The organism is Tenacibaculum sp. nBUS_03 (assembly GCF_051201695.1).
Taxonomy (GTDB): domain Bacteria; phylum Bacteroidota; class Bacteroidia; order Flavobacteriales; family Flavobacteriaceae; genus Polaribacter.
Window position 1 is genome coordinate 4,298,612 of the sequence record NZ_CP179214.1, and the last position, 16,283, is coordinate 4,314,894.

The 16,283-nt window shown below is 29.7% G+C and carries 13 protein-coding genes; all 13 read left to right on the forward strand.

Annotated elements, in window-relative coordinates; translation table 11 throughout:
• Entirely contained in the window at positions 1–567 is a 567-nt protein-coding gene (locus ACMFBB_RS19495) for a hypothetical protein (RefSeq protein WP_435262403.1), read from the forward strand.
• Positions 568–734: 167 nt separating this feature from the next.
• Positions 735–1,322: a hypothetical protein gene (locus ACMFBB_RS19500; protein ID WP_435262404.1), complete on the forward strand. Its 588-nt coding sequence runs from the start codon at positions 735–737 to the stop codon at positions 1,320–1,322.
• Positions 1,319–1,858 carry a hypothetical protein gene (locus ACMFBB_RS19505; protein ID WP_435262405.1) on the forward strand — a complete coding sequence of 180 codons (540 nt, stop codon included), beginning with the start codon at positions 1,319–1,321 and terminating at the stop codon, positions 1,856–1,858. The genes ACMFBB_RS19500 and ACMFBB_RS19505 overlap by 4 nt, the downstream gene beginning before the upstream one ends.
• 2 nt (positions 1,859–1,860) lie before the next feature.
• Positions 1,861–2,601 (forward strand): hypothetical protein, encoded by a 741-nt coding sequence (locus tag ACMFBB_RS19510; RefSeq protein ID WP_435262406.1) that lies wholly within the window; start codon positions 1,861–1,863, stop codon positions 2,599–2,601.
• Between the two features lie 92 nt (positions 2,602–2,693).
• Positions 2,694–3,200 (forward strand): hypothetical protein, encoded by a 507-nt coding sequence (locus ACMFBB_RS19515; protein ID WP_435262407.1) that lies wholly within the window; start codon positions 2,694–2,696, stop codon positions 3,198–3,200.
• Positions 3,200–3,574, forward strand: a complete 375-nt coding sequence (locus ACMFBB_RS19520) for a hypothetical protein (RefSeq protein ID WP_435262408.1) — start codon at positions 3,200–3,202, stop codon at positions 3,572–3,574. Before ACMFBB_RS19515 ends, ACMFBB_RS19520 begins: the two co-directional genes overlap by 1 nt.
• 34 nt (positions 3,575–3,608) lie before the next feature.
• Positions 3,609–4,043, forward strand: coding sequence for a hypothetical protein (locus ACMFBB_RS19525; protein WP_435262409.1), 435 nt, complete (start codon positions 3,609–3,611; stop codon positions 4,041–4,043).
• 53 nt (positions 4,044–4,096) lie between these two features.
• Positions 4,097–4,645, forward strand: coding sequence for a hypothetical protein (locus tag ACMFBB_RS19530; RefSeq protein ID WP_435262410.1), 549 nt, complete (start codon positions 4,097–4,099; stop codon positions 4,643–4,645).
• Between the two features lies 1 nt (position 4,646).
• Positions 4,647–5,918 (forward strand): deoxyribonuclease V, encoded by a 1,272-nt coding sequence (gene nfi, locus ACMFBB_RS19535; protein WP_435262411.1) that lies wholly within the window; start codon positions 4,647–4,649, stop codon positions 5,916–5,918.
• Positions 5,919–5,975: 57 nt separating this feature from the next.
• Positions 5,976–7,172 carry a hypothetical protein gene (locus ACMFBB_RS19540; protein ID WP_435262412.1) on the forward strand — a complete coding sequence of 399 codons (1,197 nt, stop codon included), beginning with the start codon at positions 5,976–5,978 and terminating at the stop codon, positions 7,170–7,172.
• Between the two features lie 40 nt (positions 7,173–7,212).
• Positions 7,213–10,614, forward strand: coding sequence for a hypothetical protein (locus tag ACMFBB_RS19545; RefSeq protein ID WP_435262413.1), 3,402 nt, complete (start codon positions 7,213–7,215; stop codon positions 10,612–10,614).
• On the forward strand, positions 10,607–12,703 hold the full coding sequence (locus ACMFBB_RS19550) for a hypothetical protein (RefSeq protein ID WP_435262414.1): 2,097 nt from the start codon (positions 10,607–10,609) through the stop codon (positions 12,701–12,703). The genes ACMFBB_RS19545 and ACMFBB_RS19550 overlap by 8 nt, the downstream gene beginning before the upstream one ends.
• Positions 12,704–12,707: 4 nt before the next feature.
• The gene (locus tag ACMFBB_RS19555; RefSeq protein WP_435262415.1) at positions 12,708–16,283 is read left to right on the forward strand and encodes a SprB repeat-containing protein; all 3,576 of its coding nucleotides are present in this window, start codon (positions 12,708–12,710) and stop codon (positions 16,281–16,283) included.

Below are 16,283 nucleotides of genomic sequence, written 5' to 3' on the forward strand. Positions count from 1 at the left end.
ATGAATTTACCAAACATATATAATTATTTAGATGTTAAATATAATCCTTTAATTAGGTGTTTATTTATACTTCCATCTTCTGAGTTTTTAGAATTTTTAGAATCTATAAATTCAGGAATAGGGATTGCAAAAGAAAATCACGGTTATGAAGTATCACCTGATAGTATAGAGTTTTGGGATATCAGTAATGAAGAAGAAAGTAGTATAAGTATTAGTATTGAGGAGTTCATTGATTTAATAGATCCGTTAAAACAGGATTTTCTAGAAGAATTCTCTGGTCATAAAGATGATGTAAATAAAATTATTTTAAACATCCTTAAAAAGGATTCTTTTTTAAAATATGAGTTTTCAAACCTTGAAAAAACATTTTTGAAAGAATTAGAATGGTTTTATAGAAACTATGGTAATGAATGGAGTTTAGATGATTTTTCTAATAAAATAAAAAATAATAAAAAAAAGCTAGAAAAAATATTAAAATTTTTATCAGAAAAAGGAATTATAAGTATAAATAGCAAAGTAGGATATTCTTTTAAAATTTTGAAGTTGCCTAATATTGATAAGCTGTAAAAAAGAAAAAATCAACAACCAAAAAGTATGAGTAAAATATTACCCCTAAGTTTTTTAATAGTTGTATTTATAAGTATTAATCTTTTTTCCAATACTACATTAAGTATTGATAAAGATACAAATGAAACTTTCATGCTGGTGTTCATATAGATGATGTTACGGTATTAATGAATGAAGTTTTTTTATTAGAAAATGTTAATACATTCAATCCCTTGAATTTTGATGATCTATTGAAAAAACTTGGTAATGTTGAGCAAAAGAGTGTTATAATTATCGGAAACTATAGAGATGAATTTATAGAAGGTTTTGCAAATAAACATGCGTTTAATGCTAGAAGATTATCAGATGGTAATTGGGAAATTATCGATGTTCAAAACGGAGCAAAATATACTAAAAAATATGTAGATGATAAGTTTAATTCATTGAGAGTATATGAGGTTTTAAATAAAGAATATACAGATATAGCAAAGAATAAATTAAAATTAGATTTTCCTGAAAAAGGACACCTATGGATAGATAAAATGACTGGAAATTTTTTAGATTACATTGATCAGTTTTTTAATAAAGAATATTTAAAAGAGTTAGCAAAAGAGTATAACTATGATTTTGATAAATTATCTGAATTTACTAAAGATCCATTACTTTTAGAAGTTTGGAAAACATTTAAGAATACCCCAGGAATCGATATAAAACTTAGATTGGATATAAATCAGTTAAAGAAAGCAAAACTAATAGTATGTAAGGCAAGATTATGACAAATAAAGAATTACAAATTTTACTAAGTGATGTAATAGATGAAGAAAAATTTATCTATAAAACATACGAAGATGCAGAAAATATTTATGTTTTTACTAGGTTAAAAAAGTTTAAAGATATAGATTATGATGATAGGTATGCAACAGTTGGAGGAAATAGTCCAATCAAGGTGAATAAAAAAAGTAAAAAATTTGAGAAAATACATAATCTAGAAGTACCAAATGAACTTGTAAAAGAAAATTATAAATCACCTACTTTAAAAGATATAACAATAGGAATTAGGAAAAGAGAATATGTAAATTTCAACGATGTTTTCAATTTTCTCGAAATTATTTTCTTGAAAGAGGATGAAACAAAATTTACACTTGCTGATGTACTTCAAGAGTACGATTATGATAAAGAAATTTTTAAATTTCACTTTAAAAATCAGCAGGTAAAGAGTGATTTGATTAAATTTCTTAAAACCGTCAATGTGAAAAGTTATACAGATCCAAAAGGATTTTTAATAATAAATAGAATAATAAAAAGCAGTTAAATATGCTAAGAAAAATAATTTTCATTGTATTTTTTCTTTACCATTTATTAGGTTTTACACAAGTAGATTGTGCATTACAATGGCAACGTTTTTCAAAAAATGTTGATTTTAGAAAAGCTTCAGGTAAGGCGTTAACCAATGCAATTAATAAAAATTCTAACCTCATTACCACATGGCGTATTTTAGATGAAGTAGAAGAGTATAACCTTACAACAAATATACTTGAATTAAAATACTTAGATGAATATCTAGTTTCATCGGGAAAAACTCCTGAAAGTATAATAAAAGAAATTAAAAATGCTGGTGGGTACACTAAGTGGAAGGGCGTGGCTAATGCGGTGGATGATATTGCTACATTGCTTGCGAAATATGGTAATGTTAGAAAACATCTTGGTAATTCTAGGGTTACGCAATATTTTGAAGTTGAAAAACTGAAAAACCTCAGTGAAGGTATAGGAAAGGGTAATTACAGATCTTACGAAGATTTGCTTAAAACTGCAAATTCTGATGTTCTTGACGTAATGAACAAAATGGATGAGTTTGAGTTTGCAGAAATGATGAGAGGTTTAAAAGATTTAATGAATAATAAGAAATTAAAAACCTTTGAAGAAGCTATCAAGGATTTAACAAAATTTGATGGAGAATATGGATGGTTAAAATATTGGAACAAAACACCAGGTTTAAAATATGCAATGACTACTATTCTTGATTTAAGAAAAGCAGGGAAGCTAGTAATCCTGTAGGGAATGCAACAGATATCCAATTAGCCACGATACAAGCATTTACACGTAGTGGTGATTTTATTAATCAAGCCAAGCGTTACAGTCCTGAATTTATGGGTAAATTTGCTGAAACAGGATGGAGACATGCCAAAGAGGGGTTTGATGAGTTGCGTAAAGTTCCTAGTAGACTAGTTAAAGATGAAGTTTTTAGTGGAAAAGCATTTTCGAAATCACAATTTGAAGCTGATTTTATAAATGGAATAGGAAAAACGATTGAATATAAGAGTTTTATTTTTACCTCAAAATTGCAATCAGTAGCTGAAGCATTTACAGATTTGACTAAAAAATGGGCAGGAGATGGAGAAAAAATAGCCGTAGTCCAAAGAATAACTACCAAAAATGGGGTTTATATTGATGATCTTTCTGATTGGGGAAAAAATTTAGGACCAACAAGACATTCAAACGCAGAGAAAGCTATTCAAATACAGGAGGAAGTAGTTTTAAAGCCTGGACTATTAAAACAAGTAGCAGAGCCTGTGCCTATAATGGAAAATGGAATCCATAAGACTATTAATGGAATGAAAGCTTATTTTATTGATTTTATAGAAGTAGTAAACTAATGAAACGATTAAAACTAGAAGAATTACCTGAAATTTTTGATAATAATACTATAGATATTTTAGCTCATATGGCTAATGAAACTCCTCAATCAAAAGAATGGCATGATATATTTGATAAATTGACATATGAACAGCTTCGTAGGGTAATGGATAGGAAAGGAAAGATTCAAATGCGTAAACATCAAGAATTGTGGGATTCTTTATCTGAAGAAGAACAAGCAGAAGAAAAACGTAAGCGACAAGAAGCATTAGACAATCCAGATAGATTTTATGGTAATATGGGGCAACCTGAAACAATAGAAGATCTTAAAAATAGATATGGAGAATACCCACCAGGTTATGATGAAAATGGTAATAAGATAGTAGAAGATTAGTTTAAGCTAATTTTTTTTAGCGATAAACGCATTAATGAAAATATTATACTACATAAAATATTTATTTTACTTCCTTTTAGCATTTTTATTAGGAGCAAAAAATACCTATGCCAAAACGGTGCTAATTTACCCTATAAAAAGTATTTCTTTTTCAATTGAAAAAGAACAAAGTTTTAAAAGCTTAGAAAAAGAAGTACAACCCGACCTAGGTTTTTTAAAAGAAAAACGTAAGTTTGGACTATCTGAGGGCGTTTCTGCTCATAATCACTGTAATTATACTGAATGGAATAGCTATAAAGTGGCTAAGGCGGGGGAGGATTTAATTAAACGATTAGATGAACTTAATCTTAGTGTATTAACAAAAAAGTTAGATGACTTAGGAGATGCAATTAAAACTAAGTTACTTGATCATTGGAAAAATAATGCTGGTTATTATAAGAAAGAAAGTATCATAACCATGATCATTTAGAATGGAATACTAGTGCTGAAAATTTAAGAAGTCAAGGAGGAATAAAGAAAAAATTGGTTGATAAGATAGATGATAAACTAAACCCACATATTCATGATAAGAATATTGTTAATGATTACTACGAAAACTTAGGTATTTCAAGAGGGGCTTTTGATGGTAGCATCGTAGCATCAGGGTCATCTAATAAAGGAGATGTAATTGTCACTTATAACAGAAAAAAATATAATAATATTAAACTTGAAGATAATGATGAAGCTTATAAGGCCTTTGTAGATAACGAGCTAGACCCTTTTTTAAAACAGCATCTAGAATATATGGATTTTATAAGAAAAGATAATATGATTGGTAAAGGAAGTCTATATAAGAAATTATATGGTAATTCAGTTGCTGAAAATAAACTGATTAATATGCAAAGACCTGGTATATATGCAGAGGTTTTAACATTAAATTCTTTAATAAAAGGAAAAAATGTAAAGTCTATTAATGATATAAAAAGATTAAATATAAAGATAGTAGTTAAAGGTAAAAAGAATGGACACATGGCAACATGTCCGCATTGTTTTATTATTACTCATGGAGTTGATATGATAAATATAAAATAGGATGGAAACAACAATAGTTGAGCTTAAATATTATCCTTTTAAAATAGAAAAAACATTAAATACGCCTATTACTGATAATATAGAAGTAATTGAAGGAGTTCCGTTTACGGGGGTAAAATTATATAGAATTAAGGAGACAGGGTCTTTATTTCAAACTAATTTTATAAATGGAGTTAGGAATGGTGTTTCAATAGTTAAAAGTAAAGATAGCATTACCTATTACATGTATTCTAATAATTCTTTAAGACTTATGTTCGGTGATGGTTATAGAATAACCGAGAAAGAGAAAGTACAAGAAACAATATTGACGTATTATTACGATGATTTAGAAATTGAAAACATTGTTGTACAAAATGGTAAAAATATTGTTAAAGAATCAATAGGTATTAATAGTAGTTTTGATAGAGAAAAATTATTAGAAAAAAACAAAGATGTACTAGATAAAATAAAAAGGTATGACATAGATGATACTTCAGAATTAGAAACTTTTGTTTGGTCATCATATAATGTAGAGGATCTGGATAGTTTAAAAGAAATTTATAGAAAAGGGCAAACAGGTTTAGCTTATTTTATTAAGAAAGATATGGAAGAAGGCAATTACAATGAAGAATTCGATTTACTACCTTTTTATTTACTTCAAAATGAAATGAAGGGTAAGGTAATTAAAAAAGATATGTTAAAGGATAAGATAAAATATATCGCAGGTGTTGATGTTGCTTATAATGAACTAGACCAGGTAATGGTTGGTGCAGTTGTAGTAATGAATGCTGTTACTTTAGAAATAGTAGATGAATCATTTCATAAAATGAATATAACTTTTCCTTATATACCAGGATTGTTTTCGTTTAGAGAAGTACCATCAATTATAGAAGCATATAAAAAATTAAGAATAATACCAGATTTGATTATTTGTGATGGACAAGGAATAGCCCATCCCAAAGGAGTAGGAATGGCTACTCATCTTGGTGTTGAATTAAATATACCAACAATTGGTTGTGCTAAAAAAAGGTTAATAGGTTATTATGAAAAGGAAAAATTAGGAAATAAAAGAGGAGAAAAGGAATCAATAATATGGAATGATGAAGAAGTAGGAGTTGTATTGAGAACGCAAGAAAATGTTAAACCAATGTTTGTTTCTATTGGGCATAAAATAAGTTTGCAAAGTTCAATAGATTGGGTTATGAAATTAACACCTAACTATAGGCTTCCTGAAACGATTAGAAAAGCAGATCAATTGGTGAATAAAATTTTAAAAAAAAAGAAGGATAATTAATCAAATATTACAATCTTTTCAAAGATTACTACAAAAAAGAAAAAATCAACAAAAAGTATGAGTAAAAAATTACCCCTAAGTTTTTTAATAGTTGTATTTATAAGTATTAATCTTTTTTCCAATACTACATTTAGTATTGATAAAGATACAAACGAAAAAGATAGTTTAGTAACTAAAGAGAAATCTGTAAAACCATTAAATTTTACTAGTAAGAAAATGTTTCGTAATTTTTCTTCATTAGAAAAATTTGATAAAGTAGAAGCACCTGTTGTAAAAAAACGTTTTACAAATCAAGGGTTTCAATTTAATACAATAGACTCTTTAGTCAATAAAAAATGGCTAGATATGGCTGAAAATACATTTAAAAGTATTGAGGAATCAGCTAATTTTATTGATGTTTTAACTAAAGACGGATTAAGTGAACTTCCTGTTGCAATAAAACCTGTAAGTATAAGTAATGTAAAATATACAGTAGGTATTGCAAAGGCAGTTTTTAAACCAACATTTACTGAGTTAACAGTTTTTTTAAAGGTAGAGTTACCTAGTACAAATCCAGACAGAGGAGATCAAGTATTAATTTTAGGAGCTTCAGATGTTAAATTATCACATGAAGGAGGAATTGTCGGAGAAGCTAAATTAAATTTAATATCACAATTTACTGTAAACTTTAATCAAGGTTCAGTATTACTTACTTTAAAAGGAAGCTTTGAAAATCCGGGAACTTATGCAATTATTGATTGTTCTGGGTTTAAGGAAATGGGCTTAGATGCAAACATAAAATTTGCCAACGGGCTGTTGCATCCAGTTGATAAAAATGGTAAAAAGAAGATAGGCTATGTAGAGGCAGATTTTAAAACTTCTATAGCTGATTGGAATGATATGGTAGTAAATATATCACTACCTGAGTTTGGAATAAAAGGATTAGAAGGAACTACTTTTCAGTTAAATACAGCAGTTTTTGATTTTAGTGATTTACGAAATGATGAGGCTACTCCTGCAGCATATTTAAATAAATACTATCAAGAAGAACCAAACTTATGGAGAGGTGTATATGTACAATCATTAAAAGTAATTTTACCTCCTGAATTTAAGAAAAAGAATAGTGATAATAGAGTTGCTTTTGGTGCTACTGATTTAATAATCGATGGTCAAGGAGTTACTGGTAAATTTATAGGAGAAAATGTAATAGGATTAAAAGAAGGATACTGCTTCTGGATGGGATTTTTCTTTAGACTATTTCTTATTAGATATTGAAACAAATAACTTAAGAGGTGGTGAATTTAATGGTAAATTGGTGTTACCTGTTTCTCAATTAGATAGTTTGCAGTATAATGCTGTTTTTCAACCTGGAGAGTATAAATTATCTGTTAAAACTGATAAAGATATAAGGTTTAATGTTTGGAAAGCTAATGTACATTTAACTAACGATTCATATATTGAAATGAAAGTTAAAGATGGAGAGTTTAGGCCAAAAGCCAGTTTAAATGGTTCACTAAACCTTGCCACGGGACTAAAAAAAGAAGAGGACAAAACTTCATCAAATCAACCAGAAGATACTTCTAAAAGTGTTATAAATTTTGAAGGTATTACATTTCAGAAGATGGTGTTGCAAACGGAATCTCCAAATTTTTCCGTCGAATATTTTGGTGTCAAAGGAAAATTAAAAATAGCTAATTTCCCAATAGCTATAAATGAAATTGGGTTAAGAACGCCCACTGGTAATAGGGCAGAGTTATTCTTTGATTTTGAAATAAACCTAACATCTGAAGGTGATGGCGCTAATGGGGGAGCGTCTAAATTAGCAATTAAAGGTAAATTAGACGAGCAGGGGAATAAATGGGGGTTTGATGGTGTAAAACTAGAACACTTATTTATTCAAATGGATGTTGCGGGAATGCAACTTAAAGGGGCCATTTTTATTTTTGAAGATGACCCTACTTATGGAACTGGTTTTGCAGGTGCTGTTGGAGCTAAATTTTCTAAAGGAATGAAATTAGAGGTTGAAGCGAAAGCATTATTTGGAAGGACAAAAACCTTCAGATATTGGTTTGCTGATGCTCAAGTAACAGTACCTAACGGAGTGCCAATCTTTACAGGTTTTGCTTTAAATTCTTTTGGAGGTGGATTTTATAATAGAATGAGGATGGCTGGAAACACAAATGTTAATGATGCAGCTTTTAAAGAGATTGGAGCATCTACCTCTGGTGTTATATATGAACCATACGAGGATAATGCTTTTGGAATGAAAGCATCTATAGGAATTATAACTCAAAACTCAGAAGATTTATTTCATGCTACTGTTGAATTTGGAATGGCTTTTAGAAAGTCAGGTGGGTTACAAGAAATATATTTTAAAGGTTTTGGAGAGTTAATAGCAGCCTTACCAACGGATTTTTTTGATAAAGTAAATAACAATTTATCTGGTATTGCAGATAAAGATAATCCAGGAATACCTGCACAAAGTCCTTCGGGAGCTATCTCTGCTAATGTATATATAGGTTTTGATTTTGTAAATGATATTTTTCAAGCAACATCTGAAGTATATATTAATTTTGGAATCATTAAAGGAGTAGGTCCTTTGGGAAGGGCAGGTTGGTTAGATTTTTATGTGTCGTCAGATGAATGGCATTTGTTAATTGGAACTCCAGAAGATAGAGTAGGAATTAAAATAGATCTTGGTATTTTAAATATAAAGATGGATAGCTATTTCATGGTTGGTGATAACTTACCAGGAAGTCCACCACCACCACCTATTGTGGCTGATATTTTAGGGTTAGATGTCTCTGAACTAGATTATATGCGTGATTTAAATATGTTAGAATCAGGGAAGGGGTTAGCTTTTGGAGCAAGTTTAAGTGTTACCACGGGTGATTTGACATTTTTGATTTTTTATGCTCGTTTTGATGCCGGTGTTGGTTTTGATATTATGCTTAAAGATTATGGAGATGCTCATTGTAAAGGTTCTTCTGAACCAGTTGGAATGAACGGATGGTATGCTAACGGACAAGCTTATGCCTATTTACAAGGAGAATTAGGATTAACGTTTAGATTGTTTGGATCCAAAACAAAAATACCAATTATTAGTGGAGGTGGTGCCGTTTTATTACAAGCAAAATTACCCAATCCAGCATGGTTTAGAGGATATTTAGGTGGTAAATATAACTTACTAGGAGGGTTAATAAAAGGGAGATTTAGATTTAAGGTGGAGCTTGGTGAGCAATGTGAAATCGTTGGAGGAAGCCCGCTTGATGGAATTGTAGTAATAAGTGATTTAACTCCTAAAGATGGTAGTGCTGATGTTGATGTTTTTGTTGCACCACAAGCTGTATTTAACTTACAAATAAATAAAGTTTTTGAATTACCAGATGAGACAGGAGACAGAAAATATAAAATATTATTAGACGAGTTCTCGGTAACTAATGGTAGTGAAAAAATAGTGGGAGAATTAAAATGGAATGATCGTAATGATGTTGTTGCGTTTTATTCTCATGAAATTTTACCACCACATTCGCAATTAAAGGCTTTTGTTCAATTACACTTTGAAGAATTTAAAAATGGTAGTTGGCAGGTAATTAAATCTGACGGCAAACCAGCAACAGAAACTAAAGAAGTAAATTTCACTAGTGGAGATGCTCCTAAAACAATTCCTTTAAGTAATATAGAATATATGTATCCAGTTTTAGGACAGAAAAACTTTTTTATTGAAGAGTATACTAATGCATATATAAAACTAAAAAGAGGGCAAACATACTTATTCAATGCTGTACCTGATTGGAAGAAAGAAATGATAATGACTGCTTCTACTGGAAACGTGTTAAAGAAAGAATACGTTTATAATTCAGCTAAAAAACAATTATCATATAGCTTACCAAATGGAATGGAAAAACAAACCGAATATAATGTAAATATTAAGTTGGTTTCAAAAGGAAGTAGTTTAGATGATAATGTTTCTGAAAAATATACAAGCAAAAGTTTAGGAAGTAGTGATTCTGGAAATACAGTAAATGTAAAGTCTAGAAAAGCAGAAGGAAGTGTTAGTAAAGATGGAGAAAGAGAGTTATTGACACATAAGTTTAGAACGAGTCTATACACTACTTTTTATGATAAAATGCGTGATATGAATAAAAATAAAGATTTATATGAGCATGTTCAATACCCTTATGGATTAACATTATTAGCAGCTATTGACAATCAAGAAGCATTTGATTTAGTTGAGTTAAGAGGAAGTCAATATTCGGGTAATAAATCACTTGTAGTTGCTAGGGCAGTATTAGATGATAGCTATTATAGAAAAGAAATTTATCCGTTAATATATAACAATTACCCATTAGCTGGAACAATTGAAGTTAATAGAGAAACAGATAAAGTTGGAGTTCCACCAGTTGAAGGAGTTGAACCTATGACGTGGTATTTAACATATTTAGAAAATGATTATACGGGTGAAATTAATCAATACAACCCATACAGGTATAATTTAACACACTATTACCTTCAAGATTTTGAAGATTTAAGTTATCAACTAGTTAATTCAAATTTACCATGGCAAAATAATCCACAGTATATCAAAATTGTAACAGAGGCTTTTCCTTATATGAGAAGAGGAAAATATAAAACAACATTTAAGTACGTTTTACCAGGCCAAGTAAAAACAAGTAGAAAAAATTTAGTAAAGTATACAAACCCTTTAAATGAATAAGAAAATCAATAGCCTATTAATAGTAATACTATTATTGGTTAATATCAATTTAATTGCTCAAAAAGCTATAGGTAATCAATTACCTGAAGTAAAAGTAATCGCTACAGCAACGAAAAAAAGTATTATGTTGCGTTGGGGTGTTACAACTCCTACTGCATGGAAATATGCTAACAAATATGGATATACCATTGAGAGAAAAACTATTGTTAGAGATAAAAAAGTTTTACCTATTCCTGAAGTAAAACAGCTTGTTACTGTACCTCTTAAACCAAAACCAATGATGGAATGGAAAGAGTTTACAGAAAAAAATAACAATGCAGCAATTGCTGCCCAAGCGTTATATGGTGAACAGTTTGACGTAAACATGAATGGGGGGGGTAATGGCGTTATAAGTATAATTAATCAAGCACAAGCATTTGAACAGCGATTTACTTTTGCTTTATATGCAGCAGATCAAGATTTTGAAGTAGCAAAATTTTCTGGGCTTGCATTTATTGATACTTCTGTTAAACTAAATGAACGCTATTTATATTCAATTAAAGTAGCATTACCAAAAGAGAAAAAATATAAAATTAAATCGGGCGGAGCTTTTTTAGGCTTAATGGACTATAAACCCTTACCTAAGCCACAAGAATTTGTTGGAGTTTTTAAAAATAAAACAGCCATTTTAAGTTGGAATTTTGCAATTCTGAAAAGATATTACACGAATTATATTATTGAAAAGTCTGATGATGGAGGTAAAAAGTTTAAAAACTTATCTAGTACCCCAATAGTGAATATGGGAGAACGAGAAAAGAATCCTTCAACTAGAATGATGTATGTTGATAGTCTTTTTCAAAATAATAAGGAGTATAAGTATCGAATAAAAGGTATATCACCTTTTGGAATTAAAGGACCTTATTCAAATATAGTATCTGGTAAAGGAGTAACGCCTTTAGTGCATACACCATTTTTCACAGATTTATCTTTTCAAGATAACGGAGATGTTATTTTAAATTGGAATTTTCCTTCGAAAGGAATAAATACACTTAAATCATTTGAATTAGTTAGAGCAAATACACCAAAGGGTATTTATTTAACTGTAAATAAGCAAATAGGTAAAAGTAAAAGATCTATAAGGTTATCAAGGTTACAACCTGTTAGTTATTATAAAATTGTAGGGATTGGTTATGATGGAAGTAGAAGGGAGTCTTTTCCTAAAATGGTACAACCTGATGATAGTACTCCTCCAGCTATACCCACTTTATTAAGCGGTACAATTGATTCTCTAGGAATAGTAAAGTTAAATTGGAAACAAAATACTGAAGTCGACTTTTTAGGGTATAGAGTATTTAAGGCCAATTTAAAGAATGATGAGTTTACTCAAATAACTTTTGAACCAACACCTACTAGTAATTTTATTGATACAGTTAATATTAAAACATTGAACAAAAAAATCTATTATAAAGTTCAATCTTTTGATAAAAGATACAATCCGTCAGGGTTCTCTGAAGTTTTAGAGTTAGATCGACCAGATATAGTACCACCTTCTTCTCCGGTGTTTTCTTCATTTAAAACTGATAAAGGAAAAGTACATTTAAAATGGATAACGAGTACAAGTATAGATGCCAAAAAGACTATGTTATATAGAAAGGAGTATGGATCTAATATACAATGGCAGTTAATTGCAGAATTGGCCTTACCACAAAATAAATATGTGGATGTTACAGGTATAGCTAATAAAACATATTTATACACTATGTTAACGGTAGATAACTCAGGACTTGAGTCTGAACCAATAACTCCTTTAAAAATAACAGTACTAGATAATTTATCAAAACCAACTATTGATAAGTTTATTGGAGAAGTGAATAGAGATCAAAAATTTATTCAAATTAATTGGAGTTACCAACAACCTGATATTAGTGAGTTTGTTTTATATAAAGCAAGTGAGGGAAAACAACCTACGATGTACAAGGTATTTAATTCTAAAACAAAAAAATTTAGAGATAAAAACCTATTAATAAATACAAAATACACATATATGCTTCAGGCTATTTTTATGTCTGGAGCTAAATCACCCCTAAAAAAAATTGAATTAAATTACTAATGCTATGAAAAAACTATTACTTTTTTTATTTTTTATTTTTATTAGCTTATTTGAATCTTACTCTCAACAGTACAAAATTAAAGTCTCAGGATTTTATGGTTCTGGAAGTTCTGGTTGTGGAACTATTAATGGACTAAGAGGCATAACATTGATTACATCTAGTGGGAAAAGAATTAGTATTCATAATAGAGGTTATCATAGAAATCAACCTTTTAGCGGATCTAAAGATTTCTCACAGAATGATCCAGTTGTTAAAGTTGAGTTCTTTTCAACGACTAGGCATAAAACTTGGATAGGTGATTGTAGATCGGGAAGAGATGCAAGAAAAACAGTAAATGTTAGTCTTCCTTGTTTTGGTAAGAGGTATACTAAAAATCAAATTTTTGAGGGAAGAACTAATAGAGGATACGCTTATATTGAAATTATTCCTTTGCCTCAAATAAAATTTACAAATGGTTCAAGTATTTATAGTACTCAAACAGTATGTGAAACTTCTCCAGTAAAATTAACTAGTGAATTTACATCGTATAGATCTCCTTCAACAGTATACAAATGGGAGTTTTTTGATAGAGTAAATAAAATAACAAGGAATACTGCTGGTTATCAAAGTTTACTAAATCAATTAGAAAGTGCAAAACAACAATGGGAAGATTGTCTTAATAATGGTGGAGGTCTTGAAATTCCTAGAGCTCCCAATAATAAAAATAAAAAAGACAACTCTCCTGAGCGTGCTGCAAGACCTATTAATGGGAACTGTAATTTTTATTTTGAAAGGGTTTTTGAATTATCAACGCAGGTACAAAATTATTCTCCTAAGACAGAACAAGTACCTATATGGAGATCAATTCCTAGTAAAAACGGAAAACCCGCTATTAATTTATATTTATCTAACTTATATTCAAGAGCAGCTGATAGAGCAAAAGCATTAAATAACTTAAAAATTCAGGTTAGGCTAAACCCAGGTTGTAATGGAGACAACGATAAATCAAGGACATTATCGGTTCAGTTTTTACCTGAACCCCCTGAAGTAGCAAAAGCACCAACGTTTAATCAACCCTTGTGCTCATATAGTGATGTAAAAGGATTTGTACTATATTTTAAAAGACAACTATATTCTCATGAAAAAATTGAAATTAATCTACTAAGAAAGTTTCAAAATGGATCTTATGTTCCTGAGGATGATAATGTTAATATTAGAACTTTAACTAAAGTTAGTACCAATGTATATAAATATACTTGGAGATCTTCAAGAGGAAAGTCCATAAAAGGAGGTGACTATAGAATAGAAGTTTCAGGTTTTAATAAAGCAAATAATTCTCCTTTTTGTAAGCAATATAAATATGATTTCAAAATAAGTGTTCCTACTCCTATAACCTATAATGCGGTTAGAATTCAGGATGAATTATGTTATAATTCAAGAAATGGAAAAATTAAAATTACTGCATCAGGAGGTACAGGAAGTTATTTGTATAGTTTAAATAACGGATCTACATGGAGCAAACCTTTTGGAGGAACAATTACCTTAAGTAATAAGTCTTCTGGTACTTATTTAATTAAGGTAAAAGATACCAATGGATGTATAGATAAGACTAAAGCTAATGTAAAAGTTATAATTGCAAAAAAAAATAAAATAACCCATGTTGTAACAACATCTCAAACAAAGCACACTAGTGCGCCAGGTAATAGTGATGGTTCAATAAAGATAGGAAGTGTAAATGGAGGAACACCTACTAGCAATTTTTATAATTATACAGTGTTATTAAAAGGAAGTTCTTCGAATACTAAAACTGGAAAAGCTTATAAGAGTGGTTTTATAATTCCTAATTTACCAGCAGGTATTCATAAAATAGTGTACAAGGATAAGAATAATTGTACCCAGCAGTATACGTTACCTGAAATAAAAGATCCTAAACCAATAACCTTTTCCATATCATCAGTTAAACCTGACTGTTATCAAGGTCAAGGTAAAGTCAATATTGCTAGTATTTCTGGAGGTTATCCAAAATATACTGTTATAATTAAGAAAAATGGAAGTACAATAAAAACATTATCAAACATTGCTAGTAGCACTTCTGTAAATGTTTTATCAGGGAGTTATTCTGTATTAATTAAAGACACAAGGCAAGGGAAACTTGAAAAAACAGTTGTTGTAGCTTCCCAAAGCCAAGTGAAAATTACAGCTATAAATGTAAATCCAATTAAATGCCATAGCGGTAAATCAACAGTAACAATTTCTGCTACTGGAGGGAAATCTAATAGTTATCAATATGCTATTTGGAAAGGATCAAGTACTGTATGGCAAAATAGTAATACTTTTAGTTTAGCAGCTAATACCAGTTCAGGATATAGATTTAGAGTAAGAGATAGAAATATAACATCATGTTTTTCAGCTATATCTAGTGTTAAAAAAATAACTCAACCAGCTCTTTTAGAGGTTAGTAATATATCGGTGGTTGATAATAAAATATTTAATGGAAGCATTGGTAAAATTACATTAACAATAGTTGGTGGTACTGGTTCTTATTCCGTTACATGGAAAAAGAAAAATGCAACTTTTACAAAAACGGGTAATTCGATTAGTGGTTTAAAAGCCGGTTTTTACACGGCTACTATTAAAGATACTAATGGTTGTACTATTAATTCTAGAGAAATAGAAGTAAAAGAACTACCAGAATTAAAAGCACAGTTAAAAGTTACTAAAATAATTACTTGTAATGGAGGTAAAGGTAATATACAAGCTGTTGCAAGTGGAGGTTCAGGATCTTATACTTATAAATGGAAAAGAAACGGTGTATTATTGTCAAATTCAGGAAGTGTTATAGTTAATGTTATTCAAGGAAATTATTCAGTGACAGTTAGTGATAGTCATACCAATAAAACAGCAGTAATAAAGTTAACAGAACCTACAAAAGTTACGTTAAGTATAGCGAAAACAGATATCACATGTTTTAATGCGAATAATGGTAAAATAAAGCTAACAACCAATGGAGGCTCAGGAAGTTATTTTTATTCAATAGATAATAAAGCTAGTTATAAAAGTACAAGTACTTTATCGAATAATACTATTGAAGGTTTAGCTAAAGGAAACTATACCATTTGGTTAAAAGATTCTAAAGGATGCGTAATTGCTGGAGCTAAAACTACAACTATAAATGAGCCCTCAGTTATAGGTATTGAAAGTACTTCAATAAATAATTGTGATGTACCTGGAGGTAAAACAGGTAGTATAGCTATTAACATTACTGGAGGAAGTGGAACATACACTTATAAATGGACTAAAACCGGAACTCCAACTTTTATTAAAAATATTAAAAATATAAATAGCTTATATGCGGGTATATATAAAATAGAGGTTACTGATAGTAAGGGATGTATTAAAAGTAAGACCTTTGAAGTTAAAGAACCAAAACCTATTAATGTAACTATTAAACAGACAAAACAAATTTTATGTTTTGGTGAAAATTCTGCTTCTTTACTGGCAGAAGTAAAGGGAGGATACCCTTTAAATTCTGTTCCTTCAGATTTTACGTATAAATGGTATTTGGTAAATCGAACCAACAAAGACTTTATTAAATTCTAA

What these genes read in the sequence shown, in the direction of transcription:
- ACMFBB_RS19515 (WP_435262407.1), top strand. Translation starts at nt 2,694, where the DNA reads ATGGGTAAATTTGCTGAAACAGGATGGAGACATGCCAAAGAGGGGTTT.
- ACMFBB_RS19500 (WP_435262404.1), top strand. Translation starts at nt 735, where the DNA reads ATGAATGAAGTTTTTTTATTAGAAAATGTTAATACATTCAATCCCTTG.
- ACMFBB_RS19540 (WP_435262412.1), top strand. Translation starts at nt 5,976, where the DNA reads ATGAGTAAAAAATTACCCCTAAGTTTTTTAATAGTTGTATTTATAAGT.
- ACMFBB_RS19505 (WP_435262405.1), top strand. Translation starts at nt 1,319, where the DNA reads ATGACAAATAAAGAATTACAAATTTTACTAAGTGATGTAATAGATGAA.
- ACMFBB_RS19495 (WP_435262403.1), top strand. Translation starts at nt 1, where the DNA reads ATGAATTTACCAAACATATATAATTATTTAGATGTTAAATATAATCCT.
- nfi (WP_435262411.1), top strand. Translation starts at nt 4,647, where the DNA reads ATGGAAACAACAATAGTTGAGCTTAAATATTATCCTTTTAAAATAGAA.
- ACMFBB_RS19555 (WP_435262415.1), top strand. Translation starts at nt 12,708, where the DNA reads ATGAAAAAACTATTACTTTTTTTATTTTTTATTTTTATTAGCTTATTT.
- ACMFBB_RS19510 (WP_435262406.1), top strand. Translation starts at nt 1,861, where the DNA reads ATGCTAAGAAAAATAATTTTCATTGTATTTTTTCTTTACCATTTATTA.
- ACMFBB_RS19525 (WP_435262409.1), top strand. Translation starts at nt 3,609, where the DNA reads ATGAAAATATTATACTACATAAAATATTTATTTTACTTCCTTTTAGCA.
- ACMFBB_RS19550 (WP_435262414.1), top strand. Translation starts at nt 10,607, where the DNA reads ATGAATAAGAAAATCAATAGCCTATTAATAGTAATACTATTATTGGTT.
- ACMFBB_RS19520 (WP_435262408.1), top strand. Translation starts at nt 3,200, where the DNA reads ATGAAACGATTAAAACTAGAAGAATTACCTGAAATTTTTGATAATAAT.